Genomic DNA, 23,647 nt, shown 5'->3' with positions numbered 1-23,647 from the left:
CCGGGGTCCGATGCGCGCGTGCGGCGGTCAGGAGCCGGCCTTGCCGTCGAAGTCGCTGGCGTCGTGCCGTTCGCGCAGCTGGTTCTCCGGCTCTCCCCAGGTGCGATTGACGATGCGGCCGCGCTTCACCGCCGGCCGCTCGGCGATCTCGTCCGTCCACCGCTGCACGTTCTTGTACTCGTCAACCGAAAGGAATTCGGCCGCATTGTAGACCAGTCCCTTGACCAGGGCACCGTACCAGGGCCACACGGCGATATCGGCGATCGAATACTGGTCGCCGCCCAGGTAGCGACTTTCGCCCAGCCGCCGGTCCAGCACGTCCAGCTGGCGCTTCGTCTCCATCGCGAAGCGGTCGATCGCATATTCGATCTTGGTCGGGGCATAGGCGTAGAAGTGGCCAAACCCGCCGCCCAGATAGGGCGCGCTGCCCATCTGCCAGAACAGCCAGGACAACGTCTCTGCCCGCGCCGGCTGCGATGTCGGAAGGAAGGCCCCGAACTTCTCGGCCAGGTGCAGCAGGATCGAGCCGGATTCGAAGACGCGGACCGGCGTGGGGCCGCTGCGGTCCAGCAGCGCCGGAATCTTGGAGTTCGGATTGACGGCGACAAAGCCGCTGGAGAACTGCGCGCCCTCGCTGATCGGGATGATCCAGGCATCATACTCGGCGCCCGCATGGCCCAGCGCCAGAAGCTCCTCCAGCATCACCGTCACCTTGACCCCGTTGGGCGTGCCCAGGGAGTAGAGCTGCATCGGATGCTTGCCGACGGGCAGGTCCTTGTCGTGCGTCGGGCCGGCGATCGGGCGATTGATGCTGGCGAACTGCCCACCGCTGCCCTTGTTCCAGGTCCAGACCTTGGGCGGCGTGTACTCGGTCGTATCGCTCATGACGAAATCCCCGGTAGGAGGTGCTTCCCATCGGGTTTAAGCGAAGCACGGGCGGTTGGCGACCTGCCGTGATGGCCAGGACCGGGCAGCGGTCCGCTCAGGTGCAGGTCGGCAGCAGGAACAGGCCCAGGAATGTGAAGACGGTTGCCCCGACCGCGGCCAGGGATGCCCAGCGCCCCACGGCGAGCGTAAAGGCCGCGGTCGCCCCCTCCGGTGCCGGCAGGCGCCAGGCCCAGGCGAGCACGCCGGCCCCCGCAGCAAGGTGCAGGCCGAACAGGCCGAACAGTTGCGCCTGCTGCAGGGTCAGGCCCGCGACCAGTGTCCGCTCGTGCCAATTCAGCGCACACCCGACCGACAGCGCGCCATAGAGGACGACGAACGCCACGGCCCAGACGGAGAAGCCGCCGGCGATGAGGACCGCAGTCCTTCCCCCCGTCATTGGCCGGCGTCCACGGCATGCCCAAGCACAGCGACGGCCCCCAGGGCGATGGTTCCGGCCGCGGCGGCATAGTCGTGCCACAGCCTGCCGAGGCGCAGGTCAAGACTCCGCACGGGGGACAGGTGGCCGCTTGCCTGCCGCCACAACCCATGGAGCGCCAGGATCAGACCGACCAGGGCGTGGAGAGCGGCATAGACCAGGAACACGAAGCCGAGGGCACCCAGCGCATGCTGCGTACGGTCCTGGATGCTTGCGGCCGTGAGCAGCAGGACCAGGCCTGCCGAGGCCTGGGCCAGGGCGGCCAGGATCAATGCGGCGCGCGGGCTGCCACCAGCGACCAGGGCGCGCACGGCCAGCCGGCCCCCCAGGCTGCCCATCACCAGAAGGACCCAGGCGAGGGCCAGCGGCATGCTGTCGGGCGTGGCTCCGTCCGGTGGCGGCCAGCCGGGTGCCACGAGCCACAGGAACATCGCCCCGAACAGAAGCGACGCGAACAATGTCCCGTCGGCGGCCAGCGTCAGGACCATGGCCCACCATGACGGCGGACGGGCGGCTTCCCAATGCGGCGGCGCCTGCTCGCCATGGCCGATCGGCAGGGGGCCGGTGTCGGCGCGCGCACCGGTGGTTCGTGTCCAGGCCAGGAAAAGCGCGACGACAACGGCAAGCGGCAGCAGCGCCAGGGCATAGGCCTTGGCCAGCAGGCACAGGACAAACGCACCTGTCGCAAGGCCCGACCAAAGGGGCAGGAACGTCGACCGGGGCAGGACGACGACCTGCTCGGGCGCGCCGGTCAGGGCGTTCACGCCCAGGGTTTCCATCCAGCCATGGCGGGTGAAGCCCAGATAGCCGTCCCCACGGGCCAAGGCGGGACCCAGTTTCTCGGGCACGACCTGGTCCGCTCGGGCGCCCATGCGCGGCAGCGAGGCAAAGCCATAGGCGGTGGCAGGGGTCGGCATGGCCCAGTCCAGCGTGGTGGCACCCCACGGATTGCGACGGAAGCGTCGGCCAAAGCGGACCTGCACCACCAGGTCGATGACGAACAGGGCAAAGCCCATTGTCATGATGAAGCCGCCGACCGAAGACAGCAGGTTCATCCAGTCCCATTGGGCCAGGGGGGAATAGGTGTCGACCCGCCGCGGCATGCCCCGCAGGCCGGTCAGGTGCATGATGAAGAACGTCAGGTGGAAGCCGCCAAAGATCAGCCAGAACGCGGTCACCGACAGGCGATGATCGGCGATCCGCCCGGTGATGTGCGGCAGCCAGAAATAGGCTGCGGCCATCATCGGGAACACGAAGCCGCCAACCAGGACGTAGTGCAGATGCGCCACCACGAAATGGGTGTCGTGCACCTGCACGTTGAACGGGACCATGGCCAGCATGACGCCGGTCAGTCCGCCCATCACGAACACGACAAGGAAGCCGCCCAGGTAGAGCATGGGGACGTCCAGGCGGGGGCGGCCGACCTGCTGGGTGCCGCGGGCCAGCGTCGCGATCCAGGCGAAGATCTGCACCCCCGTGGGGATGGCGACCAGGCCGCTTGCCGCCGAGAAGAAGGCAAGGGCGAGGTGGGGGATCCCCACGGTGAACATGTGGTGGACCCACAGGCCAAACGACAGGAACGCCATGGCGACGATCGCCGCCACGATGGCGCGGTAGCCGACCAGGGGGACCCGCGCGAAGACCGGAACCATGGTCGATATCGCGCCGGCCGCGGGCAGGAAGATGATGTAGACCTCTGGATGGCCGAACAGCCAGAAGAGGTGCTGCCACAGCAGCGGGTCGCCGCCCCGGGTGGGATCGAAGAAGGGCAGGTCGAAGGCCCGCTCCAGTTCCAGCAGGATCGACCCCAGGATCAGCGGCGGGAATCCGAACAGCATCATGAACGCGGTCACCAGCAGGTACCACGCCATGATCGGCATGCGCTCGATGCTCATCCCGGGCGCCCGCAGCTTCAGCACGCTGACGACGATCTCGATCGCGGCCGACAGGGCCGAGATTTCGACGAAGGTGATGCCAAGCAACCAGATGTCGGCATTGATCCCGGGACTGTAGGTCTCGGAACTGAGCGGCGTGTACATGAACCACCCGCTATCGGGTGCAACGCCCGCGAGCATCGCACCGATGATGATGCTGCCGCCGAAAAGATAGCACCAATAGCCATAGGCAGTGAGCCGGGGAAAGGCCATGTCCCGGGCGCCCAGCAGCTTGGGCAACAGATAGATCGCCAATCCCTCGAACATCGGGATCGCAAACAGGAACATCATCACCGTGCCATGCATGGTGAAGAGCTGGTTGTAGACGTCCGGGCCGACAAAGGCGGAGGAGGATGTCGCGATCTGCGCCCGGATCGCCATCGCCAGCATCCCGCCAATGGCGAAGAACACGAAGGCCGTGACCATGAAGCGCTTGCCCATGGTCGTATGGTTGACGGCGGACAGGCGCCCAAGGCCAGGCGGCGTGCCCCAGATGCGTGAGAGCTGGCCGTGCAGGGCCAGCGGCGTCGGTCCGCCGGGCTCGGTCATTCTGCCAGGCCCGCCATCGCTGCCGCGAATGTCTCCGCGTCATGCGCGACGGCCCAGAAGGCCATGGCGCTGTGGCCAACCCCGCAATACTCCGCGCAGACGCCGCCGAACCGCCCGACCTCGTCCGCCTGCAGGCGGATCACGTTGGCATGCCCTGGAATGGCGTCGATCTTGCCGCCGATCCGCGGCACCCAGAATGAATGGATGACGTCCGTGCTGGTGACGACGATGTCGACCGGGCGGCCGACCGGCATGTGCATGATGTTCGTGGAGTGCCGACCTGCCTCTGGATAGGTGAAACGCCACTGCCAGCGGCTGGCCTCGGCCTCGATCCGCATGGGGGTCGGCTCGCGCGGACTGGCGAGCAACTGGCCGCCAAGGATGAAGGCGCCCAGCACCAGCACCGTCAGCACCACCGACGGAAAGACCAGGCCTCCCCACAGGATCAGGCCGCGCGGGCTCAGCCTTGTTGCCGCAGTGCGATTCAGCGAGAGCGCCACGACCAGGCTGACGCCAAGCAGGATCAGCACGGCCCCGACCAGCATGATCCACCACAGGGTGGCAATTCCCGACGCAGCGGGGCCCACCGGCGCCAGGGTCGAATAGTCGCCGCCGCAGGCCGCCAGCGCGGACACGGAGCCGAGCGCGGGGAACCGCAGGCGGCGCCAGGGGGTTGGCCCCCGCCAGGAGGGCCAGCGATGAACGAAACCAACCCGACGACCCCCAGCCCGGTGATCGAGGCCGTGGCCCGGCACAGCGTGGAATCCGCCGTGGCGGTCGCCGGCCACCCGCTGCACGCGATGAGCGTCCACTTTCCCATCGCCCTGGTCATGGCGACCCTGGCGAGCGACGTCTTCTACTGGTGGACGGCGGATCCGTTCTGGGCGCGAGCCGGCTTGTGGGCGGCAGGCTTCGCCTTTTTCAGCGGCATCGCCGCCGGGTTGGTGGGGACGGCCGAACTGCTCCTGGTGAAGGGCATTCGCAAGCGGGTGGCCAGCTGGACCCATGCAGTGGCGGCCATGACGCTGATCGCGACCATCGGCACCAACTGGGGGGTTCGCCTCATGGGCCCGGAGCACATCCTGCCTCATGGCCTGCTGCTGTCCTGCCTGGCGGCGGTGTTCACCGGCCTGGCGGGCTGGCACGGGGGCAAGCTGGTCTTCGATCACGGAATCGGCCTGGTCATTTCTGAAAGGGGTTGATCGGCTCGGCCAGGCGCCGCAATGCGCCGGGCTCGCCCAGTTCCGCGGGCAGCAGGTGGGGCAGGTCAGGCTTGGCGAGGACGACGGCCAGGATCGCCGAGATGACGGACAGGCTCGCCAGGGTCGCGCCGGCCGAGCGCCAGACCGGATAGAAGGCATCCGCGGCGAACAGGCGGATCACCAGAAGGCCGGTAAGCACATGGAGCGAGACCATCGCGCCCACCAGCAGCAGCTTCAGCGAGAACCAGGGCTCGAACGTCTCGCGGGCAAAGATCAGGGCGGTGCCGCTGGCGATGGCGACAAACGCCGCGGGCGACAGCACGGTGACGTACAGGTACCGGACCATCCCATGCAGACGGTGGAACGACGGGCCGGCCACCGTGCGGCCACGGCGGACATAGAGGGCCGGCAGGCAGAGCAGCCCGGCACTCCAGATGGCGATCGCCGCCATGTGGACCAGCTTCAGGGCGACAATCATCTGGTCCCGCCAACAGGGGCGGGCGCAAGTGTCCGGCTGATCAGCACCGTGGCCCCCACGAGGTAGGGCAGGGCTGCAGGCACCCACATGATCAGGCCGGCCAACTGCTGGTCGGCGACCGGTCCAAGGCCATAGGGAAGGGTCGTGTCCCAATGCGGGGCGTATAGCGCCCGCCCGGCAAAGGTCAGCAGGGCGCCCAGCATGCCCATCTGCGCGACCGTGGCTCCCAGCATCAGCAGCCGCGGCGCCAGGGCGCGCCTGTCGTCCAGGGCCGCCTGCCACAGGGCCACGGCCGAGGCCAGCAGGCTGAGCTGCATGAGCCAGTAGAGCGGGGCCGGGCCGATTGCCTCCTGATAGACGGCTGGCACATGCCACAGCCACAGCACCACCGCATGGATTCCCGCCAATGTCGCAACGGACAGGCGCGGCGGGCGGGGAAAGGCCAGTGCGAGAGCAGGTGCCACAAGTGCGACCAGGATCGCGTGGTGCGCCACGCGCGCGGAGAACAGCGCCGTGGTCAACGCGCAAAGCGGCGACAGGAACAGGGTGGCAATCAGCACAAGCGCCGCCACCAGGGCGGGGCGCGATCCCTGGCCGCTGCGGCGCAGGGAATGAGCCATCGCCAGGGCAGCGATCAGCGCCAGGGCGATCGGGTCGGCATTCCAGGCAGCACCCAGGTCACCCGGGCCGGGCGGCGGTCCGCAATAGGCTTCGACATCCATTCCTGCGCCCGACATCCCCCCAGGCTTTCCGCTGTGCCACCCCACGCGGCGACGCGGTCACCCCGCACAACGCGCAAAGTGCCCTGTGGTTCACGGAATTTTTCCCGTCGGCGCGGCGGCGCGTGCCGTCGCTGCCCGAAGGGCCGGCTTGGCCGTCGCCGGGACTGCAGGCAGGATGCGCGCAGCGATTGGTACAGGGTCAGGCGGATGGTGCGGGCGTGATCACGGCGACGGTCGCCAGGGACGGGGTCCTGGCCTTCCACCAGCCGGTCACGGCGGCGGCCCGGGCGCTCATGGCGCTGGGTGGGCTAGTCCCGCTGCTGGCACCGTATGAACTGCTGGTCCGTCCGCAATGGCTGGGCTTCTCGATCGCCACGGTGTTCGTCCTGGTGATCTGCGCCGGGGCCGTCGTGGTCAGCGCCCTGTTCCTGTCCACGGCAATCCTGGGCGTCGCCCGGACTTTCGTGTTCGATCCGCGGACCCGCATCCTGACGGCGGACGATCGTGGGCTGTTCGGCCGGCGCAAGCGGCACTATGGGTTCGACGACCTGGGGGCCATCGCGATGGTCGCCGACGAGACCACGGACTCCGGGACACGCTATCGCCTCAGCATCGGCCTGCGGGGCCAGATGCGGCGGCTGGAGATCGACTGGTTCGACGACATCGACTCGGCCGAGGAGGCCCGCGCGATGCTGCGCGACACGCTGGGCGGACCGCATGCCCGCGGCCCCGTCCTGGGCTGGGTGCGGCCCCTTGAGACGGGTGGAGAGGGGCTGCCCCGGGCCTGAGGCGGGCGGTCGCGGTCAGTCGTGCGAGAGCATCAGGTTGCGCACGATCGGATAGATCTCGCGCTCCCACTTCTTGCCGCTGAAGACGCCATAATGGCCCACGCCGGCCTGCATGTGGTGACGCTTCATGTAGGGGCGCAGGCCGGTGCACAGGTCATGGGCCGCGGCCGTCTGGCCCAGGGCACAGATGTCGTCGCGCTCGCCCTCGACCGTCAGCAGGGCGGTGCGGCGGATCTTTGACGGATCGATCCGCTCGCCCTGGTACATCGCCTCCCCCTTGGCCAGCGCGGCATCCTGGAAGACGATCTTGACCGTCTCGATGTAGAACTCCGCCGTCAGGTCCAGCACGGCGAAGTACTCGTCGTAGAAGGTCTTGATCTTCTCAGCCTCGGGCAGTTCGCCCCGCGCCAGGTGGCGGTACAGGTTGCGGTGCGCCTCGCGGTGCCGCTTCATGTTCATCGACATGAAGGCGGTCAACTGCATGAAACCGGGATAGACCCGGCGCCCAGCCCCGGCAAAGCGCGCCGGCACCGTGCTGATCAGCTTTTCCTCGAACCATTCGATGGGGTTTTCCATCGCCAGGTCATTGACCTTGGTCGGGTTGATCCGCGTGTCGATGGGGCCTGCCATCAACGTCATGCTGCGCGGTGTCGCCGGATTTTTGCGCTGGGACATCACCGCAACCGCGGCCAGGGCCTGGACGCAGGGCTGACACACGGCCACGACGTGGGCGCCCGGGCCCAGCGCCTCCAGGAACTGGATGACGTGGGTGATATAGTCCTCGAACCCGAAGCGCCCGGCCGACAGGGGAATGTCGCGGGCATTGTGCCAGTCGGTGATATAGACGTCGTGGTCGGCGGCGAGCGTCTGCACCGTGTTGCGCAACAGCGTGGCGAAGTGACCGGACAGTGGCGCGATGACCAGCACCCGCGGCTGTACCACGTCGACCTGGGGCTTCGCGAAGCGCAGCAGCGTCCCGAACGGCGTGACCATCGCCGCTTCCTCGACCACCGCCACTTCGCGGTTGCCCACGGTGACATGGTCGATGTCATACGGGGGCCTGTGATGGGTCAGCTGCGCGCGGGACACCATCTCCCACGCGGCGCTCCACTGCCGGACCGGCGCGTAATCCACCGCGTCGGGCCACAAGGCCAGGATTCCCTTGGTGACCCGGGCCAGCGCACGCGCCGGCTCGAACAGGTCGTTCGTTGTTTGATAGGTCGAGTAGAGCACGCTCCGGCCGATGTCAGCTTCCCCCTGCAGTGCAAACGCTAGTGCACTTTCTTGTGCACTGCGAGATGATAATCGTCCATCATCGCGGCGACGCGCAGAGGGCGAGGGGCAGGATGAGCACGGCAAAGGCCGTTTTGACCATTTCCAGCAGGAACTACTCGTCGTGGTCGCTGCGGGGCTACCTGCTGTGCCGGCTGGCCGGCCTGGACGTGGAGGAGAAGGTCCTCTCCCTGGACGACCCGTCTACCCGGGCGGAACTGCTGCTCATATCGCCGTCGTTCCTGACGCCAGCGCTGGAGCATGACGGGGTCAAGGTGTGGGACACCCTTGCCATAGCGGAATACTTGGCCGAGGAACGGCCGGAGGCCGGGCTGCTGCCGCTGGCCAAGGGTGCACGGGCGCACTGCCGCGCGATCTGCGGCGAAATGCACTCCGGTTTCTACAACCTCCGCTCCGCGCTGCCGATGAACCTGAAAGCGCACTATCCGAACTTCAAGGTGTGGGCTGGCGCCAGGCCGGACATCGAGCGGGTGCAGGAAATCTGGCGCACCTGCCTTGCGACCTATGGCGGGCCGTACCTGTTCGGGGCCAAGCCGACCATGGCCGATGCCATGTACGCGCCCGTGGCAGCCCGGTTCAAGACCTATGCCGTGGCGCTGGACGGGCCGTGCAAGGCCTATTCGGACGCGGTCCTGGACTGGCAGCCGGTCAAGGACTGGGCGCGCGAGGCAGAGGCCGAGCCCGAGGACTTCGAGGAACTGGACGTCGAGTTCTGACGCGCCGTCATGGCTTGGGCCAGAGCGTGACGCTGTTGCGATCGTGCGAGCCCGCGATTGCGATCCGCGTCCCGGCGGCGACCGTCAGGCCCGGGGGGAAGTGATGGAACACCGCCGCCCAGCAGGACGCGGTACCGGGACCGGGCCGGTTCTCGTAGACGCCGGTTCCGTCCATGTCGAGGGCCAGCCATTGGGCGATGCCGTTGGCATCGTTCGCACTGGCCGTCACCGGCACCTGGGCCCGGGCCTCCGGAAAGGGGCCGCCTGAGGCGAAGTCGAAGTCGAACAGGTCTGCCGCGTCGCTGCACAGGGCCAGGTCCGCCGAGTCGACGGACACCGTCTTCAGCGGTGCCTGGAGCACGTTGAACGGGCTGAGGTCGAAGCCCGCGGCGCTGGTCATCCGCCGGGAGCGGTCGTAGCGGGCGAGGGCAACCCGCACCCGGCCACGCGCCGGGATGACGTGCCCGCCGGGGCGCAAAAGGCGACGCACTGCCTTCTCGTGCACCGGCAATGTGGCCTCGCCCAGCATGTTGTTGCTGACGATCTCGGACACAAGGATGTCGACGGGCCCACCCATGTCGCGCTCGGCGTCGATGTCGTCCGAATGGCGCGACAGGACGGTGATCCGCTCGGACAGGCCGTTGTGCGCGATGACGCTGCGTGCCGCGGCCGCAACGGCGCCGTTCATCTCGCAGGTGAAGACGCGGGCGGCACCAGCCCGGGCCGCCATCATGGCCAGCAGCCCGGTGCCGGAGCCGATATCGAGCACGCGGGAGGTCGGGGTAATCGCGCGGACCAGGGCCTGCTCATAGGCGTCATTGCGTACCGCGTCGCGCACGATGGCGAAGTGCCATTGCGGCACGCGGTTGGACAGGATCTCGGCCGCACGGGCCAGCACCTCCGGGTCGTCGGCGCCGGCTTGGCGGGCCTTCAGCGCCAGTTCGTGCGCCTTTTCGTTCCGCCCCTTGGCCAGCAGGGTGCGCGCAAGGTTCAGGAGTGCGACCGGGCGGTCGGCCAACTGGGCGACCAGGGCGTCAAGCGGCAGGCGGGTCATCGGCTCTCCAGGCAGACAGGTGCCAGGCAGACAGGTAAGGGGGCCAATCAACCGACCACGATCATGTCTTCGCCGCGCAGTTCCTCGAGAAGGTCCACGACCTGCCGCTCGCAGGTCGCCTGATCGACGTCATAGCGCTGCATCAGCGATTCGCAGATCGCAGCGACACTGGTCGGCTGCTCGATCAGCGTCCAGACGGCGGAACCCACCTTGTTGAAGCCGTAGCAGGTGCCGTTTTCCACATGCAGGGCCAGGACCTCGCCATCGGCATCCGCCTCGATGAAGCCGTCGGCGCGGGACACGATCGACTGGCTGGTCAGGGGCGTCTTGCTCATGGCTGTACATCTCTCATCGTCATGCGTCGCCGACCCGGATGCCGGACCGTGACGCTGTGCCAGATTCTCCAGGGGATTTAGCACAGGCGACGGTCATTGCACGGATCGTCTGTGACGGAAGCGCCGGACAGCGTGATGGACATGGAGCCGGGGCAGACCATCGCAGCCGTATCCGCCGGGGCACACACTGCGGTTGTCCTGCCGGCCAACAGTTTCTGCCGCGTGCGGTGCATTCGTTGGATGCTAGTGTCTGTACCCCAACGATTTCCCAGAACAAAAGGGTGCCGGCATGACAAACATCGAAGGCGACAGGGCAGGCGCAGACGTTGCGGTCGAAGCACCACTTCTGGCCTGGGAAGTCCCCGAGGTCGTGTGCCTGTCGCTGGCGCAGGTTGCGAACAACGATCTCGGCGGCGGCACCGACGGTACATTCTTCAGCTGATCTGAATGGGGTCGCGGGCCGGTGGCGGGCGACCCTGGTCAGCCAAGCGGATCGGGCCGATCGAACGGAAAATGACGTCCTTGATGCCACGGCGGCCGCGACGATCGTGGACCTGACAGCCTCACCGCCCGGGCGGCCTCACGCCTCCTGCCCGATGGACCAGCGGACGCCGAAGGGGTCGCGCAGCTGGCCATAGCGGTGGCCCCAGAACATCATCTGCACCGGCATCGTCACCTCTGCCCCCGCCGCGATGGCGCGGGCGAACCAGGCGTCGATGTCGTCGACCTGAAGGTGCAGGGTAAAGGCCTGCGGCGGCTCATGCGGCTGGCCATAGTCCGGGAACGGATCGCACAGCATGACCGAGCCGCCATTGATGCGCAGGTGGATGTGCATCGTGCGGCCCTGCGCGTCGTCGGGCTGGCGCGCGACTTCCTGCGCGCCGAAGGCGGCGGCGTAGAAGGCGGCGGCGCGGCCAGCGCCATCGACCTGGAGGTAGGGGGCGACACCGCCCAGGACCTCGGGCTGCTTCGGCGGGGCGGCGCCGGAATCGGGCTTGTCCATCGCTGGCTCCTTCGTATCAGGGCGAAAGGTCGACGGCGGCGCGCAGGCTGCCATCCATGTAGAACGGGACCGAGGAATGCTCGTGCGCGATACGCCAGCCGTCCGGGGTCCGGACCAGGCAGACGGTCAGGCGGGCCCAGACGGCGTTCCGTTGGCCATCGGTCTTCGTCCCGCTGATGTGCAGGAAGCCATGGGCGAAGGCGGCATCGCCGCCAACTGTCACCTGCTCCAGCCGGATGTCATAGCCGATCGGCCCGTCCCACGTGGCGAACCAGGCCTCAAGGCCCCCGCGTTCCTCCTCCGCCGGCCCGGAATGGGCCAGGGGTGGCGCCAGGTCACAGATCACGGCATTCGGTAGATAGCCGGCCGTGGCGCGCCCGGCATCCTTGTCCCGGATGCCTGTGGCATGGTCCCCGACCAGGGCCAGGATGGCCTGGCGATCCGTGTCCGACGCGTCGATGCCTCGGGCAATTGCGGCGTTCATGGTGGCGTCCTTCGGTTGCACCGTGATTGAGCCAAGGACGCAGGGCGAGGGGCCACCCCGACATGGCCGGGCGATTTTCCGGGGCGCCTGCCTTCCGCTGCGGCAGGCGCATTGCCACGGCACGCCTGCTTCGCTATCAGGGGCGCCTTACCTGAAGGGAGGACATGATATGGACTTCGAACATTCCGATCGCGTGAAGGACCTGCTCACCCGGCTGCGGGCCTTCATGAACGAGCACATCTACCCGAGCGAGCTGGAGCACTACGAGTTCGTGAACGACTACGCGAACCTGTGGAAGCCCTGGCCCAAGATCGAGGAGCTGAAGGAGAAGGCCAAGGCCCAGGGCCTGTGGAACCTGTTCCTGCCGCATGAGTACGGCGAATACTCGCCGGGCCTGACCAACCTGGAATACGCGCCCCTGGCCGAGGAAATGGGCCGCGTTCCCTGGTCGTCCGAGGTTTTCAACTGCGCGGCGCCCGACACCGGCAACATGGAGGTGCTGGCCAAGTTTGGCACCAAGGCGCAGAAGGACCGCTGGCTGATGCCGCTGCTGAACGGCGAGATCCGTTCGGCCTACCTGATGACCGAGCCGCAGGTCGCCTCGTCCGACGCAACCAACGTCGAGACCGAGATCAAGGCCGATGGCGAAGACTACGTCATCAACGGGCGCAAGTGGTGGATCTCCGGCATCATGGATCCGCGCTGCAAGCTGCTGCTGCTGATGGGCAAGACCGACCCGTCCGCGCCGCGCCACCAGCAGCAGTCGACGATCATCATCCCGCGCGAGACGCCGGGCGTGAACATCGTGCGCAACCAGAAGGTCTTCGGCTCGTGGCATTCGCCGGGCGGCGAGGCCGAGCTGCGCCTTGAGAACGTGCGCGTGCCGAAGTCGAACCTGATCATGGGCGAGGGCAAGGGCTTCGAGATCGCGCAAGGGCGCCTGGGGCCGGGCCGCATCCACCATTGCATGCGCTCGATCGGCCAGGCCCAGCGCGCGCTGGAGATCATGGCCCGCCGGGTCGAGAACCGCGTCGCCTTTGGCAAGAAGCTGTCCGACCAGAGCAGCATCCGCCAGGACGTGGCCCTGTCGTACTGCGAGATCGAGCAGGCCCGGCTGCTGACGCTGAAGGCCGCCTACATGATGGACACGGTGGGCAACAAGGTCGCCCGCGACATCATCGCGGCGATCAAGGTCATCGCGCCGCGCATGGCCCAGACGGTGTGCGACCGCGCGATCCAGGCCCATGGCGGCATGGGCGTCAGCCAGGACACGCCGATCGCCTATTTCTTCTCGACCAACCGCTTCCTGCGCATCGCGGATGGCCCGGACGAGGTACACATGTCCCAGCTCGGCAAGATCAAGATCAAGGAATACAACGAGCTGCCGGCCTGATCCCTGACGTGCGAGCCCTTCCCCTCGGGGGAGGGCTCGCGCTCAGGCCGCGGGCTTGGGCCTGGCGCGCTTGAATTCGCTGGCGCGGAAGAGGGCATCGAAGGGGATGCCCTGCTCGGCATAGAACTCCGCAGCACCCTCCTCGCGGTCGACCACGGAGAGGACCAGGGCGACAATGCCGCCGGAGGCGCGGACTGCCTCCACCGCCTGCATGGCGGAACCGCCGGTGGTCGTCACGTCCTCGATGATCACGACACGGCGGCCGTCGATCGACGGGCCTTCCACCAGCTTCTTGGTCCCGTGGTCCTTGGCCTTCTTGCGCACGAAGAAGCCGGTCAGCGGGCGGCTGTCCAGGCTCTGCGCGATGACGGGCGTGATGAGCGGGACGGCCCCCATTTCCAGGCCGCCCACGGCATCGACCTGGAGCGGGGCGATGCGGTCCAGGATCAGGTGCGGCAGGGCCGCCGCCGCCACCGGGTCCAGCATGGTCGGCTTCATGTCAATGTAGAAGTCGGACGGCCGGCCGGACGCCAGGATCAGGTCGCGCCAGCCGAACGAGTTGTCGAGGATGGTGGCGAAGACCTGGGCGCGCGCTTGCGCCAGTCGGCTGGGGGCATCCGTCATCGGCCAAGTCATCCTGTCATGTCGCGGGGTGGGGCGGCGCAGGCTGTACACGCAACCGCCCCGCGCCGCAATCAGGCGGCGCGGACGTCCTGGAGGAAGCGGTCGACGCGGTCGCGCAGCTCCGTCGTGCGCTGCGCGATGCCCGAGGCGGCGCCCAGGACCTCGTGCGCGGCGGTGCCGGTCTGGTCGGCCATGCCCAGCACCGCGCCGATCGAATGGTCCAGCGCCTCCGTCCCCGTGGCGATCGCCTGGATGTTGCGGGCGATCTCCTGCGTGGCGGCACCCTGTTCCTCCGTGGCGCCAGCGATCGAGGTCGAGATCGCCTCGAGCGCGCTGACGGAGGAGGCTATCTCCGCAATCGCGTCCGCGGAGGAGCCGCTGGCGATCTGGATCGCCTGGATGTGACGGGTCACTTCCTCGGTCGCGCGGGCGGTCTGGTTGGCCAGGGCCTTGACCTCGGACGCAACGACGGCGAAGCCCTTGCCCGCCTCGCCCGCGCGCGCTGCCTCGATGGTGGCGTTGAGGGCCAGCAGGTTGGTGCGGCTGGCAATGTCGCCGATCAGGGCGATGACGACACCGATCTGGTTCGCGGCGGATGTCAGGTCGCCGACGATGGAGCGCGTCGATTCGGCGTGACCGACGGCGTTGCGTGCCATGCTCGTCGCTTCCGCGACGCGCGCCGCAATCTCGGCGACGGAGGCGCTGAGCTGCCCGGCGGCGCCCGAAACGGACTGCGCATTGCTGGCAGAGGCCTGCGTCGCCTCGCGCCCGGCGCCGGCTTCGGTGCTGGTCTGGGCGGCGGAGTCGGTGAGGGCGCGGGCATGCGACTCAAGCTCGCCCGCGGCTGCGGCCAGCGCCCCGACGATCGAGCCCACCTCGCTGTCGAAGCGATTGGCCAGCTGCTCGGTGGAGAGGCGGCGCGCCGCCTCGGCCTCCTGGCGCAGGCGGTCGCGCTCGGCAAGCCTCGCCTGTTCGGCCTCCAGCTCGGCTTGGTCGCGATTGCGGCGCTCTGCCTCGCTCTCGGCGCGCAGGCGCTGGGCCTCGGCCTCCGTTGCCCGGGCCTGGCGGCCATTGTCGCGCAGGATCAGCACGGCCTTGGCGATGTCGCCCACTTCGTCGCGGCGCTCTGTGTCGTGGATGTCGGCCTCCAGGTCGCCGTCGGCGAGGCGACGGACGGAGCCGGTGATCCGGCCCAGCGGCAGGGCGACGCTGCGCCCGACCAGGAACGCGAAGGCAAGCGCCATCAGCAGGCCGAAGCCGGTGCCGGCCAGGACCAGGTTCTGCGATTGGGTGCGGGCCCGGTCGGCCGCCTGGGCCTGGGCCTGGGCGACCTCGCCAACCAGGGCGATGACCTTGCCGGCGGCCTCGTCCTGGGCGCGGATCGCCTCCGCCCGGGTGCGGGCGGCCCGGCGCAGGACGGCGAAGTCGGCGGCGGCCTTCTGCGCCGCGGCTTCGGCCGCGGTGCGCTGCTCGCCCACCTCAAGCTGGGCCAGGCGGGCCTGAAGCGCCATGATCGACTGGCTGGGATTGGCGTTCTGCCCCAGGTTGAAGCGGGCCACGGCGCGGTCGACCGTCAGCGCGCCCTGGGCCAGGCTGGCGGCCGCGGCGGCGCGGGCATTGGCGGCGTTCATCGCGGCCGTCGCTTCGGCCGCCTGGGCCTGCAGCGCCTTGGCCGCGTCCGCCTGGGCGGTGGTGACGGTATCGGCCAGTGCCTTGATCTGCCGCGTCAGGTCGGCAACCGCGGTGCTCTGGGCATCGCGGTCGCGGGCCACGACCACGGCGCGGGACCCGCCATCGACCATGGCGGCGAGGGCGCTGCGATAGGCCTGGGCCTGCTTCGTCATCTCGTCGGCCGCGGCGATCTCGTCCGCGCTGACCAGGCCGCGCTTCAGCGACAGCAGCTTGAGGAAGACGGTGTTGACGGCGCTGCGCGCGGCGATCGCGTCGGGCAGGTTGCGGCGGGCGAGATAGGCGCTGTGCCGGGCCTGCGCCTCAAGTCCCAGGCGCTCGATCTCGCGCGCGGATTCCAGGACCTGGGAGGGCAGCGTGCCGGCGGCGATCAGGTCGCGCGCCCGGGTGGCGAAGCCGCGTGCGGCGCTATCCGCCTCGGCCCCGGCGGCGGCGATGGCGCTCTCCTCGGCCTGGAGGGCGGTCTGCAGTTCGACCAGTCGGGCGAAGCCGGAGCGGGCGTCGGTCGCGGCGGTGCCGATGCGGGCGATCTGCGCCGCCTCCTCGCCCTCGGTCAGGCGGTTCTTGAGGCGGACGGAAACGGTGAAGGTGCGGCGCAGCGCGGTCTGCATGCGGTCGACCGCCGACTGATCGGCCAGCATGAAGGCCTGTAGCGCGTCGGTCGCGGCCATGGCGGAGCCCGACAGTTCTCGCGCCAGGGTTGCCACCTCGTCGCGCTTGGCAGCGGCGTCGAGGGCGTCTCGCAGGGCCTGCTCGCGGCTCTGCGTCTCGTTCGTGGCGGCGACGTCGATCTGGCGCGCGGCCTCGCCCAGCGCTGTGCTGCCATTGGCGATTGCCGCGGCCGCGGCGTCGCGCGCACGTGTGGCATCGGCCGCCTGGACCAGCGCGGTCGCATAGGCGCGGAGCTGGCCCGCGATCTCGTCCGCTTGGCCCCCCAGGCTGGGCTTGAGGCCTTCCGCCTTCTCCGCCAGGGCCTGGACGGCGGTGGCGGCGGCGGTGGCGTCGCCGTTGCGCTGGGCGTTGCCCAGCTCGCGGGCCAGCTCCTCCACCTGGGCGCTGATCTGGCCGCGGCTGGAGAGGCTGGACAGGCCGAACAGACCAACCGCGGCCACGCCGACAGTCAGCAGGATCACGGCCGCGAAGCCAAGCCCGATGCGCTTGCGGATAGTCATGCGCCCGTCCACTCCACCGTTTGCATGCGTGTATCCATGCACCACACGCACTTAACTTCGGCTTAACGCGATCGGTACGACGATGAACGATGTTAACTGCGTGCGGGCGCCGCTGACGGGGCCCCAGCGCGGTACAGGTCGAGGGGACGTTCAATGAAAGCGCAGACGAAACGAGCGGCGGCGCCGATCGCGGTCAGCCTGGCGGGGATCGTTGCGGCGGTAGCGGGGCTGCTGGCGGCGCAGCCGGGCCGGGCGGGCGAGTTCGATGCCGGCCTGACCAAGGTGATGGCCGAGCAGGTGACGCCGTGGCTGGCCGATCCGGTGGTGGTTGATGCGATCAAGGCCCAGAATGCCGAGACGGCGGGCCTGGACGCTGCCGCGATTGACGGCCTGGACAAGGAATGGCGCGCTCAGGCTCCGGGCGGCAGCGGGCCACTGGTCGACAAGGTGCTGGGCAACGACCTGTCGCGCTTCCTGAAGGCCAAGGCCGATGGCAGCAACGGCCTGCTCCTGGAAATCTTCGTGATGGATGCCAAGGGCCTGAACGTGGGGCAGAGCGGCATCACCTCCGACTATTTCCAGGGCGACGAAGCAAAGTGGCAGAAGACCTACGCCGTGGGGCCCGACGGCGTCCTGATCGACGAGGTCGATTTCGACGACTCGGCCAAGGCGTTTGTCGCCCAGGTCAGCCGCACCGTGGTCGACCCTGCCGATGGCAAGGCGATCGGCGCGGTCACGGTCGGCATCAATGTCGAGAAGCTGCCCTGAGTTGCCCATCAGGCGGCCGGCCGCGCCATGCGGCGGCGCGGGCCGCGGGGAACCGGCTTGAGGTCAGGGGATTGGGGCGGCCAAGTCCAAACGACCCGTCCCACAGTACAGGAGTACCCCCATGGCCAATTCCCAAAGCCGCCTGGACGGCCGCCGCGTCGCCGTCCTGGCCACCGACGGCTTCGAGCAGAGCGAACTGACCGAACCCGTGAAGGCCCTGCGCGCGGCGGGGGCCGAGGTGCACGTCGTGGCACCCAAGGCCGGCACCATCCAGGGCTGGCAGCATCATGACAAGGGCGACGCCGTCGCCGTGGACCGCGCGCTGGATACGGTCGTGGCAGAGGACTATGCCGCCCTGGTCCTGCCCGGCGGGGTGATCAACCCGGACGCCCTGCGCCTGGAGGAGAAGGCCATCGCCTTCATCCGGCATTTCGGCGACGCGCGGAAGCCGATCGGCGCCATATGCCATGGGCCGTGGACGCTGATCGATGCCGGCGTCGCGCGCGGCCGACGCATGACCTCGTGGCCGTCGCTGAAGGCGGACTTGGTCAATGCCGGGGCCGACTGGACCGATGCGGAGGTCGTGACCGACCAGGGCCTCGTCACCTCGCGCAAGCCGGCCGACCTGCCCGCCTTCTGTGCCAAGCTGATCGAGGAAATCGCCGAAGGTCGCCACGACCGCGCCCGCGCCGCGGAGTAGGGGGGCATCGATTGGCTGCGCCGGTGTTGCCGACCATTTGGACCTGATCAGCTCGGCAGCCAGTCGAACGCCCGGCGCAGCGTGGCCTGGGCATCCTGGGTCACCGGGGGCCCGTGGGCGATCAGCAGTGCCTGCGCCGGCCAGTCGAGCACTGGGCGCATGGCGGCGCGGGCCGTCGCCTTGTCCTTGAAGGCCATGCGGAACTTGCGGGGCACGGCGGGTTCGGGTCCGGTCATCAGGTCCAGGCGCGCGACCAGCGCGCGCCAGCCCGTGTACCAGCCGCGCGGCAGGTGCTGGATCAGGTCGGTGACCAGAACCGTGCCGCTGGCCCGGTGGAAGAAGACGACCTCCGTCGTGATGGCGTTGCCGCGGATCACCGCCTGGTCGATCTGGCCCGCCCAGCCGGGCGGCGGGGTGTCGGCCAGGTCGGCGGTGAAGGCGATGTCGGGGCGCTTGGCCCGCAGGCCGGGGGCGGCATGGACCTGGGCCTGCGGCCACGCGGCCATCCAGTTGGGCACGGACAGGTGGTGCAGGTCGTTGGGCGCGACGATATGGCGGACCGGCCCGACGCCCGCCACGGCATCGCGCAGGGCCTCCGTCAGCGCGATGGGCGACCAGACGAACAGGCCGCCGTCCTGAAGCCGCACCAGGGCCATCCGCGTCGGATACCGGAAGCCGAGAAAGGCCGTGACCGCCGGACCCTCGATCGTCCAGATATCGGGGCCCAGGGGCTGGAGCACGGCGGGCCTTTCGCTAGAACGAACTGATCGAATCCTCGTCGACCGGGCCCGAATTGGCGACCTTGCGCCGCGCGTTGTGGACCAGGGCGCCGGGGGCGTCCTCGTTGGCCGGCCTGGACGTGGCGAGCGCCAGCACGCCGGGATAGCCGTGCGCCACCGTCATTGCCGGGCCGTTCGGCCCTGCCATCAGGGCGCGGTGCAGCGCCGGCAGATGGTAGCAGGGCACGTAGAACATCAGGTGATGTTCCAGGTGATAGTTGACGAAATAGGGTGCCAGGAAGGCGCGTTCCAGCCAGTTGGCGACCGTGGTCCGGGCACAGTGGAACGGATTGGTCGCCCCGTTCTCCGGCAGGACGGCATGTTCCGCGATGTTGCGGATGCGGACCACGACCTGGAACCAGGTCAGCATCGGCACCAGCCACAGCAGGGGATAGACCCACCAATGGCCGGACGCGATGGCGGCCGCGAACAGGCCGGCATTGACCGCCGTGGCCCTGCCCAGCTTGGCCCAGTAGTGGCGCGCGCGCTTCGCCAGCGGCCAGGAGGGGTCGCCCAGCGCGTTGACGATCTGGGCCTTCCTCTGCTGGTAGCCGGTCTGGCCGGACAGGTCGCGCAGCAGCTTGCGGCGCAGGCTCTTGCGCGTGATGGGGAAGGGGGCGGAGAGGACGAGGTCGGGATCGTCCTTCTGCTGCGTGCGGGCGTGGTGCTTCAGGTGATAACGGCGATAGGCCAGCGTCTCCTGTCCCATGGGATAGGCGCAGAACCATTGCGACACGAACAGGTTCAGCCGCTCATCCGTCGCCAGGCCGCCGTGCGCGCCCTCGTGCACCAGGATGGCCAGCCCCAGCTGGCGCGAGCCGATTACTGCCACGGCTAGCAGCCAGGTCAGCGGATTGGGCAGCCACACAACCAGGGCGACCGCGGCCAGGATCACTGCCCAGCAGTGCGCAACGAGGAACAGGCCCCACGCGGTGGAGCGGCGACGGACGCGATGCAAGGTGTCCTGGTCGACCAGGTCGCGGGCGGCGATGCGGGCAGCGTTCATGGCAGCGGGTCCTGTGACCGAAGGTCGGCCCCCAGCAGGGCCAGCATGGTCGCAATCGTATCCTGGGGCGGGCTGGCCAAGGCCTCCCGCTGGACGGCGAGGCCCAGGGCGATCGCCCAGAAGCGGCGGGCGTCGGGGCCGGCGCCAACCCGGCTGTGCCAGCCCATGCGGGCCAGCGTCGCGGCATAGGCGCGGCTGCCCTCGGCATGCAGGCGGTCCAGCGTGCGGGCGATCAGCGGCGACAGGTCGGGCCGGTGGCGCGCCAGGGTCAAGGCCTCCACAAAGAAGGGCAGGGCAGGCGCCGCCATCACCACTTCGACCAGCGCGCGGTAATAGGCCCGGCTGTCGGCGGCCTGGCCCGCCGCGCGCTCAGCCTGCTCGGCGGCGTGCAGGATGGCGCGGCAGGCAGCCTCCACGAACAGGCCCTCCTTGGTGCCGAAGTAGTAGTTGACCTGGCTGGGAAAGGCGTCGGCCGCCCCGGCCAGGTCGGCGATCGTGGTTGCGGCGAGGCCCTGGTCCCGGAACAGGCGTTCCGCCGCGTCCAGGATCTGCTGCCGCTTGCTGCGGCCGGCGTCGCGCGTGGCGCGCGCGGTGCGGTGGCGGGGGCTGGCAAGGGCGGCATCGCGGGTCATGGGTTTCTTGTATGTCATTCAAACAAATCATGCAGCGGCCCTCGGGAACCGCGCCGCATATGCCGCATTTTGGGGGCCAGAAGGCGGCGGCGCCCCAGGGCTGCGCGCTGCCGTGTTCGACCCTCAGGCGTTTTCGGGTGGCGGCGATGGACAAGGTGATCGTGATAACCGGGGCCTCCAGTGGCATCGGACGGGCGACGGCGCATGCCCTGGCGCGCCGGGGCGCCCGCATGGTGCTGGTGGCCCGGCGCAGCCACCTGCTGGATCAGGTGACGGAGGAATGCCGCCGTCTGGGTGGCACGGCGATCGCGGCCACGGCTGACGTGAATGACGGCGTCGCGATGAACGCGGCGGTCGATCGCGCGATCCACTTCTTTGGCGGCGTCGACGTCTGGATCAACAATGCCGGCGTGATGATGGCGCATGGCTTCGAGGATGCGCCGGCGACCGACTTCCGCCAGGTGATCGAGACCAACTTCTTTGGCTATGTGAACGGCATCCGGGCGGTGCTGCCGCATTTCAAGGCTCGCCGCCGTGGCATCATCATCAACAATGCCGCGCTGGTGGGGCGTACCGGGCAGGTCCGCTCAAGCGCCTATGTCGCCAGTAAGTTCGCCGTGCGCGGACTGTCGATCGCGCTCCGCCAGGAACTGCGCAGCTTCCCCGGCATCCATGTCTGCTCGATCCTGCCGTCGACCATCGACACGCCGCTGTTCCAACATGCCGCCAACCATACGGGCAAGGCGCTGCGGCCGGGGCAGGTCACCGGCGATGCCGCCGCCGTGGCGCGCCAGATCGTCGGCCTGATCGACCGGCCGCGGCGCGAGATCGTGGCCGGGCCGCTGGGTGGCCTGGCCAGCCTGTTCCACACCCTGTTCCCCGACACGACAGAAAAAGGAAGTGCAGCCATGGACAATCTTTGGGAAAAGCTCCGCGACGGCAGCCGCAAGCAGGTCAAGCAGACCTCTGGCGCGCTCTATCGTCCTGTGCTCGACCGGCTGGCGGTGTCCGGCAACTGGCGCCGCGCGCCGTCGGCCCGGACCACGGCCCTGGTCGCCGTCGGCGTCGTAGCGGTGCCGGCGCTCCTCTACCTGGCCAGCAAGGCGCTGCCGAAAGCGCGCGACAGGAAGATGAACAAGCGGCTGGCCGGTGTGTCCAACCCGGTCGAGGCGTCGGCGCCGCCGGCCTCGGACAAGCCGAGCGCTGCCGACGTGGTCGACACACAGGCCGCCGCGGACCAGGGCACGACCCGGCCCAGCCTGCACACGGCGGCCGCGAACGGCAACGGCGCCGCGCGGCACTAGAAGCGTTGCGATAACCTAGCCCGTTCATCCCCGCCAGGGTGGGGATGAACGGGACCCGCTGGCTACCAGGATCGCCCGGCCCGATCAGAAGCCGCGCAGGATCGCGAATTCGTCGACCGGCGCGCGGTCTGTGCGCAGCGTGTTGATGGGCGCGTCGGGATCGCGATAGCCGACCGCCAGGCCGCAGAACAGCATCATCTCGTCCGGGATCTCAAGGAAGCTGCCCACCGACTTGTACCAGTTGGCCCAGGCCTCCTGCGCGCAGGTGTCGAGGCCATGTTCCTTGGCCGCCAGCATGACGGACTGGATGAACATGCCCAGGTCCGACCACTGGCCCTGCTGCGCCTCGCGGCTGATCGCGAAGAACATGGCGCAGGGCGCGCCGAAGAACTCGAAATTGCGGGCCAGCTGACGCAGGCGGGCCGGCTTGTCCGAGCGGGGAATGTTGATCGTGGCGTAGAGATCCTCCCCGCACTTGAAGCGCCGGCTGCGATACGGCTCCTTCAGGTCGGGGGGATAGATCTGGTACTCCGTCCCCTCGCCATGGATCCCTTGTGCCTGCTTGTCCCGGATGATCGCCTTGAACCGGTCGAGTTCGGCACCCGCCAGGACCCAGGCGTGCCAGGGCTGGACATTGCCGCCGGACGCCGCCCACTTGGCGTCGTCCAGGATCGCGCGGATGGTCGCTTCGGGCACCGGATCCGGCTTGAACGCGCGGATCGAGGTGCGGGTGCGCAGGGCCTCTGAGACCTTCATCGCCGCCTACTCCGGCTTGCCGATGGCGACGCTGTTGGCGTTGCCGAAGGCGATGGTCTTGGCGATGTTGTCGCGCGTCTGTTCCGGGTTCAGGGCGGACGCCTTGTCCAGCTCCTGGATCTCCGGCGGCACGAACCAATGCAGCGTGTCGGAGCCATAGGCCTCCCACACGACCTTGGCGACTTCCATCGGCGGGATGGCGCGGAACATGCCTTCCTTGGGCGCCCGCTCGACCGCCCCTTCGGGCAGGATGGGGGTGTCGATCAGGCCGGGCAGGACGTCGGCCGCGCGCACGCCGATCGCCTTGAACTCCACCGACAGGGCTTCGGTCAGGCCCTTGACCGCGTGCTTGGTCGCGGAATAGACGGCGATGCCGGGAATGCCGATCGTCGCCGAGGACGACGAGGTGGTGAAGCATAGCGAGTTCGGCGTCGCCTTCAGCAGCGGCAGGGCCAGGTTGATGCCGTTGAGCACGCCCATCAGGTTGACGTTGACGACCGCCACCGCATCCTCGAACGGCGCATCGGCAAAGAAGCCGCCGCGGCCGATGCCGGCATTGTTGAACAGCAGGTCGAGCTTGCCCTCGGTCGCGGCGGCGAAGGCGACGAGCGTGGCTGCATAGGCGGCGCGGTCGGTCACGTCCAGCTTGCCCACGATGCAGTTGTCGGACCCCAGTTCCTGCTCCAGCGTGGCCAGCCCTTCGACATTCACGTCATAGCCGCCGACGAACCAGCCCTTCTCGTGGAACAGGCGCGCAGTCTCGCGCCCCATGCCCGATGCGGCGCCGGTGATGAAGATGCTCTTGCGGCCTTGCGCCTTGCCCATGTCGAACGCTGCCTCCCCTTGGCTGATTGCGGAACGCAAGGTGCCGTCTGCCGCGTCTCAAATCCAGTGGCGTGATGC

Annotated in this window: 26 protein-coding genes; 8 read left to right on the top strand and 18 right to left on the bottom strand. The window is 68.8% G+C overall.

What is annotated here, in order from left to right; translation table 11 throughout:
* Positions 1-27 precede the first annotated feature (27 nt).
* The 4 genes from yghU to coxB all read right to left on the bottom strand — a co-directional run bounded on the left by yghU (position 28) and on the right by coxB (position 4,481).
* Positions 28-885: a glutathione-dependent disulfide-bond oxidoreductase gene (gene yghU, locus ACI6GS_RS19550; protein WP_439815144.1), complete on the bottom strand. Its 858-nt coding sequence runs from the start codon at positions 883-885 to the stop codon at positions 28-30.
* A 97-nt stretch (positions 886-982) separates the two neighbouring features.
* On the bottom strand, positions 983-1,324 hold the full coding sequence (locus ACI6GS_RS19545; protein WP_439815143.1) for a hypothetical protein: 342 nt from the start codon (positions 1,322-1,324) through the stop codon (positions 983-985).
* Positions 1,321-3,846, bottom strand: a complete 2,526-nt coding sequence (gene ctaD, locus ACI6GS_RS19540) for a cytochrome c oxidase subunit I (protein WP_439815142.1) — start codon at positions 3,844-3,846, stop codon at positions 1,321-1,323. Before ctaD ends, ACI6GS_RS19545 begins: the two co-directional genes overlap by 4 nt.
* Positions 3,843-4,481, bottom strand: coding sequence for a cytochrome c oxidase subunit II (gene coxB / locus ACI6GS_RS19535; protein WP_439815141.1), 639 nt, complete (start codon positions 4,479-4,481; stop codon positions 3,843-3,845). Before coxB ends, ctaD begins: the two co-directional genes overlap by 4 nt.
* Before the next feature lie 63 nt (positions 4,482-4,544).
* Here coxB and ACI6GS_RS19530 point away from each other — a divergent pair, with 63 nt between their 5' ends.
* A complete protein-coding gene (locus ACI6GS_RS19530; protein WP_439815140.1) occupies positions 4,545-5,048 on the top strand; it encodes a DUF2231 domain-containing protein in 504 nt (167 codons plus the stop codon).
* On the opposite strand, the gene ACI6GS_RS19525 is transcribed toward ACI6GS_RS19530, so the two are convergent.
* Entirely contained in the window at positions 5,029-5,526 is a 498-nt protein-coding gene (locus ACI6GS_RS19525; RefSeq protein ID WP_439815139.1) for a CopD family protein, read from the bottom strand. The two genes, ACI6GS_RS19530 and ACI6GS_RS19525, sit on opposite strands and share 20 nt — an antisense overlap.
* A complete protein-coding gene (locus tag ACI6GS_RS19520; protein WP_439815138.1) occupies positions 5,523-6,248 on the bottom strand; it encodes a cytochrome c oxidase assembly protein in 726 nt (241 codons plus the stop codon). The genes ACI6GS_RS19525 and ACI6GS_RS19520 overlap by 4 nt, the downstream gene beginning before the upstream one ends.
* Before the next feature lie 188 nt (positions 6,249-6,436).
* Here ACI6GS_RS19520 and ACI6GS_RS19515 point away from each other — a divergent pair, with 188 nt between their 5' ends.
* Positions 6,437-7,036, top strand: coding sequence for a hypothetical protein (locus ACI6GS_RS19515; RefSeq protein ID WP_439815137.1), 600 nt, complete (start codon positions 6,437-6,439; stop codon positions 7,034-7,036).
* Positions 7,037-7,051: 15 nt separating this feature from the next.
* On the opposite strand, the gene ACI6GS_RS19510 is transcribed toward ACI6GS_RS19515, so the two are convergent.
* The gene (locus tag ACI6GS_RS19510) at positions 7,052-8,269 is read right to left on the bottom strand and encodes a polyhydroxyalkanoate depolymerase (RefSeq protein ID WP_439815136.1); all 1,218 of its coding nucleotides are present in this window, start codon (positions 8,267-8,269) and stop codon (positions 7,052-7,054) included.
* A 113-nt stretch (positions 8,270-8,382) separates the two neighbouring features.
* Here ACI6GS_RS19510 and ACI6GS_RS19505 point away from each other — a divergent pair, with 113 nt between their 5' ends.
* Positions 8,383-9,045 (top strand): glutathione S-transferase family protein, encoded by a 663-nt coding sequence (locus tag ACI6GS_RS19505; protein WP_439815135.1) that lies wholly within the window; start codon positions 8,383-8,385, stop codon positions 9,043-9,045.
* 7 nt (positions 9,046-9,052) lie between these two features.
* Here the strand turns inward: ACI6GS_RS19505 and ACI6GS_RS19500 are convergent, their stop codons facing one another.
* Together ACI6GS_RS19500 and ACI6GS_RS19495 are read right to left on the bottom strand one after the other, a co-directional pair.
* On the bottom strand, positions 9,053-10,099 hold the full coding sequence (locus ACI6GS_RS19500; protein WP_439815134.1) for a 50S ribosomal protein L11 methyltransferase: 1,047 nt from the start codon (positions 10,097-10,099) through the stop codon (positions 9,053-9,055).
* A gap of 47 nt (positions 10,100-10,146) precedes the next feature.
* Complete coding sequence (locus ACI6GS_RS19495) at positions 10,147-10,434, bottom strand: PqqD family peptide modification chaperone (protein WP_439815133.1); 288 nt, start codon at positions 10,432-10,434, stop codon at positions 10,147-10,149.
* A gap of 289 nt (positions 10,435-10,723) precedes the next feature.
* Between ACI6GS_RS19495 and ACI6GS_RS19490 the strand changes: the two genes are divergently transcribed.
* Entirely contained in the window at positions 10,724-10,876 is a 153-nt protein-coding gene (locus ACI6GS_RS19490) for a hypothetical protein (protein WP_439815132.1), read from the top strand.
* 138 nt (positions 10,877-11,014) lie between these two features.
* Here the strand turns inward: ACI6GS_RS19490 and ACI6GS_RS19485 are convergent, their stop codons facing one another.
* Positions 11,015-11,437, bottom strand: coding sequence for a VOC family protein (locus ACI6GS_RS19485; protein WP_439815131.1), 423 nt, complete (start codon positions 11,435-11,437; stop codon positions 11,015-11,017).
* A 16-nt stretch (positions 11,438-11,453) separates the two neighbouring features.
* On the bottom strand, positions 11,454-11,921 hold the full coding sequence (locus tag ACI6GS_RS19480) for a YybH family protein (protein WP_439815130.1): 468 nt from the start codon (positions 11,919-11,921) through the stop codon (positions 11,454-11,456).
* 169 nt (positions 11,922-12,090) lie between these two features.
* Here ACI6GS_RS19480 and ACI6GS_RS19475 point away from each other — a divergent pair, with 169 nt between their 5' ends.
* Positions 12,091-13,314, top strand: coding sequence for an acyl-CoA dehydrogenase family protein (locus tag ACI6GS_RS19475; protein WP_439815129.1), 1,224 nt, complete (start codon positions 12,091-12,093; stop codon positions 13,312-13,314).
* A gap of 42 nt (positions 13,315-13,356) precedes the next feature.
* On the opposite strand, the gene pyrE is transcribed toward ACI6GS_RS19475, so the two are convergent.
* Entirely contained in the window at positions 13,357-13,938 is a 582-nt protein-coding gene (gene pyrE, locus ACI6GS_RS19470) for an orotate phosphoribosyltransferase (RefSeq protein ID WP_439815128.1), read from the bottom strand.
* 71 nt (positions 13,939-14,009) lie between these two features.
* Positions 14,010-16,799 (bottom strand): methyl-accepting chemotaxis protein, encoded by a 2,790-nt coding sequence (locus ACI6GS_RS19465; protein WP_439815127.1) that lies wholly within the window; start codon positions 16,797-16,799, stop codon positions 14,010-14,012.
* A 153-nt stretch (positions 16,800-16,952) separates the two neighbouring features.
* Between ACI6GS_RS19465 and ACI6GS_RS19460 the strand changes: the two genes are divergently transcribed.
* Together ACI6GS_RS19460 and ACI6GS_RS19455 are read left to right on the top strand one after the other, a co-directional pair.
* A complete protein-coding gene (locus ACI6GS_RS19460) occupies positions 16,953-17,567 on the top strand; it encodes a PDC sensor domain-containing protein (protein ID WP_439815126.1) in 615 nt (204 codons plus the stop codon).
* 121 nt (positions 17,568-17,688) lie between these two features.
* On the top strand, positions 17,689-18,267 hold the full coding sequence (locus tag ACI6GS_RS19455; RefSeq protein WP_439815125.1) for a type 1 glutamine amidotransferase domain-containing protein: 579 nt from the start codon (positions 17,689-17,691) through the stop codon (positions 18,265-18,267).
* 47 nt (positions 18,268-18,314) lie between these two features.
* Here ACI6GS_RS19455 and ACI6GS_RS19450 read toward each other — a convergent pair whose 3' ends face one another.
* Genes ACI6GS_RS19450 through ACI6GS_RS19440 form a run of 3 tightly spaced genes read right to left on the bottom strand, consistent with a single transcriptional unit; the run spans position 18,315 to position 20,702 of the window.
* A complete protein-coding gene (locus tag ACI6GS_RS19450; RefSeq protein ID WP_439815124.1) occupies positions 18,315-19,007 on the bottom strand; it encodes a DUF4336 domain-containing protein in 693 nt (230 codons plus the stop codon).
* A gap of 13 nt (positions 19,008-19,020) precedes the next feature.
* On the bottom strand, positions 19,021-20,052 hold the full coding sequence (locus ACI6GS_RS19445; protein WP_439815123.1) for a fatty acid desaturase family protein: 1,032 nt from the start codon (positions 20,050-20,052) through the stop codon (positions 19,021-19,023).
* Positions 20,049-20,702 (bottom strand): TetR/AcrR family transcriptional regulator C-terminal domain-containing protein, encoded by a 654-nt coding sequence (locus tag ACI6GS_RS19440; RefSeq protein ID WP_439815122.1) that lies wholly within the window; start codon positions 20,700-20,702, stop codon positions 20,049-20,051. The genes ACI6GS_RS19445 and ACI6GS_RS19440 overlap by 4 nt, the downstream gene beginning before the upstream one ends.
* Before the next feature lie 128 nt (positions 20,703-20,830).
* Between ACI6GS_RS19440 and ACI6GS_RS19435 the strand changes: the two genes are divergently transcribed.
* Positions 20,831-21,988 (top strand): SDR family NAD(P)-dependent oxidoreductase, encoded by a 1,158-nt coding sequence (locus ACI6GS_RS19435; RefSeq protein ID WP_439815121.1) that lies wholly within the window; start codon positions 20,831-20,833, stop codon positions 21,986-21,988.
* Between the two features lie 84 nt (positions 21,989-22,072).
* Here ACI6GS_RS19435 and ACI6GS_RS19430 read toward each other — a convergent pair whose 3' ends face one another.
* Together ACI6GS_RS19430 and ACI6GS_RS19425 are read right to left on the bottom strand one after the other, a co-directional pair.
* Complete coding sequence (locus tag ACI6GS_RS19430; protein WP_439815120.1) at positions 22,073-22,744, bottom strand: nitroreductase; 672 nt, start codon at positions 22,742-22,744, stop codon at positions 22,073-22,075.
* Positions 22,745-22,750: 6 nt separating this feature from the next.
* On the bottom strand, positions 22,751-23,608 hold the full coding sequence (locus ACI6GS_RS19425) for an SDR family oxidoreductase (RefSeq protein ID WP_439815119.1): 858 nt from the start codon (positions 23,606-23,608) through the stop codon (positions 22,751-22,753).
* Between the last annotated feature and the right edge of the window lie 39 nt (positions 23,609-23,647).

The organism is Zavarzinia sp. CC-PAN008 (assembly GCF_051903925.1).
GTDB lineage: Bacteria > Pseudomonadota > Alphaproteobacteria > Zavarziniales > Zavarziniaceae.
This window is presented reverse-complemented; position numbering and strand designations above follow the sequence as displayed.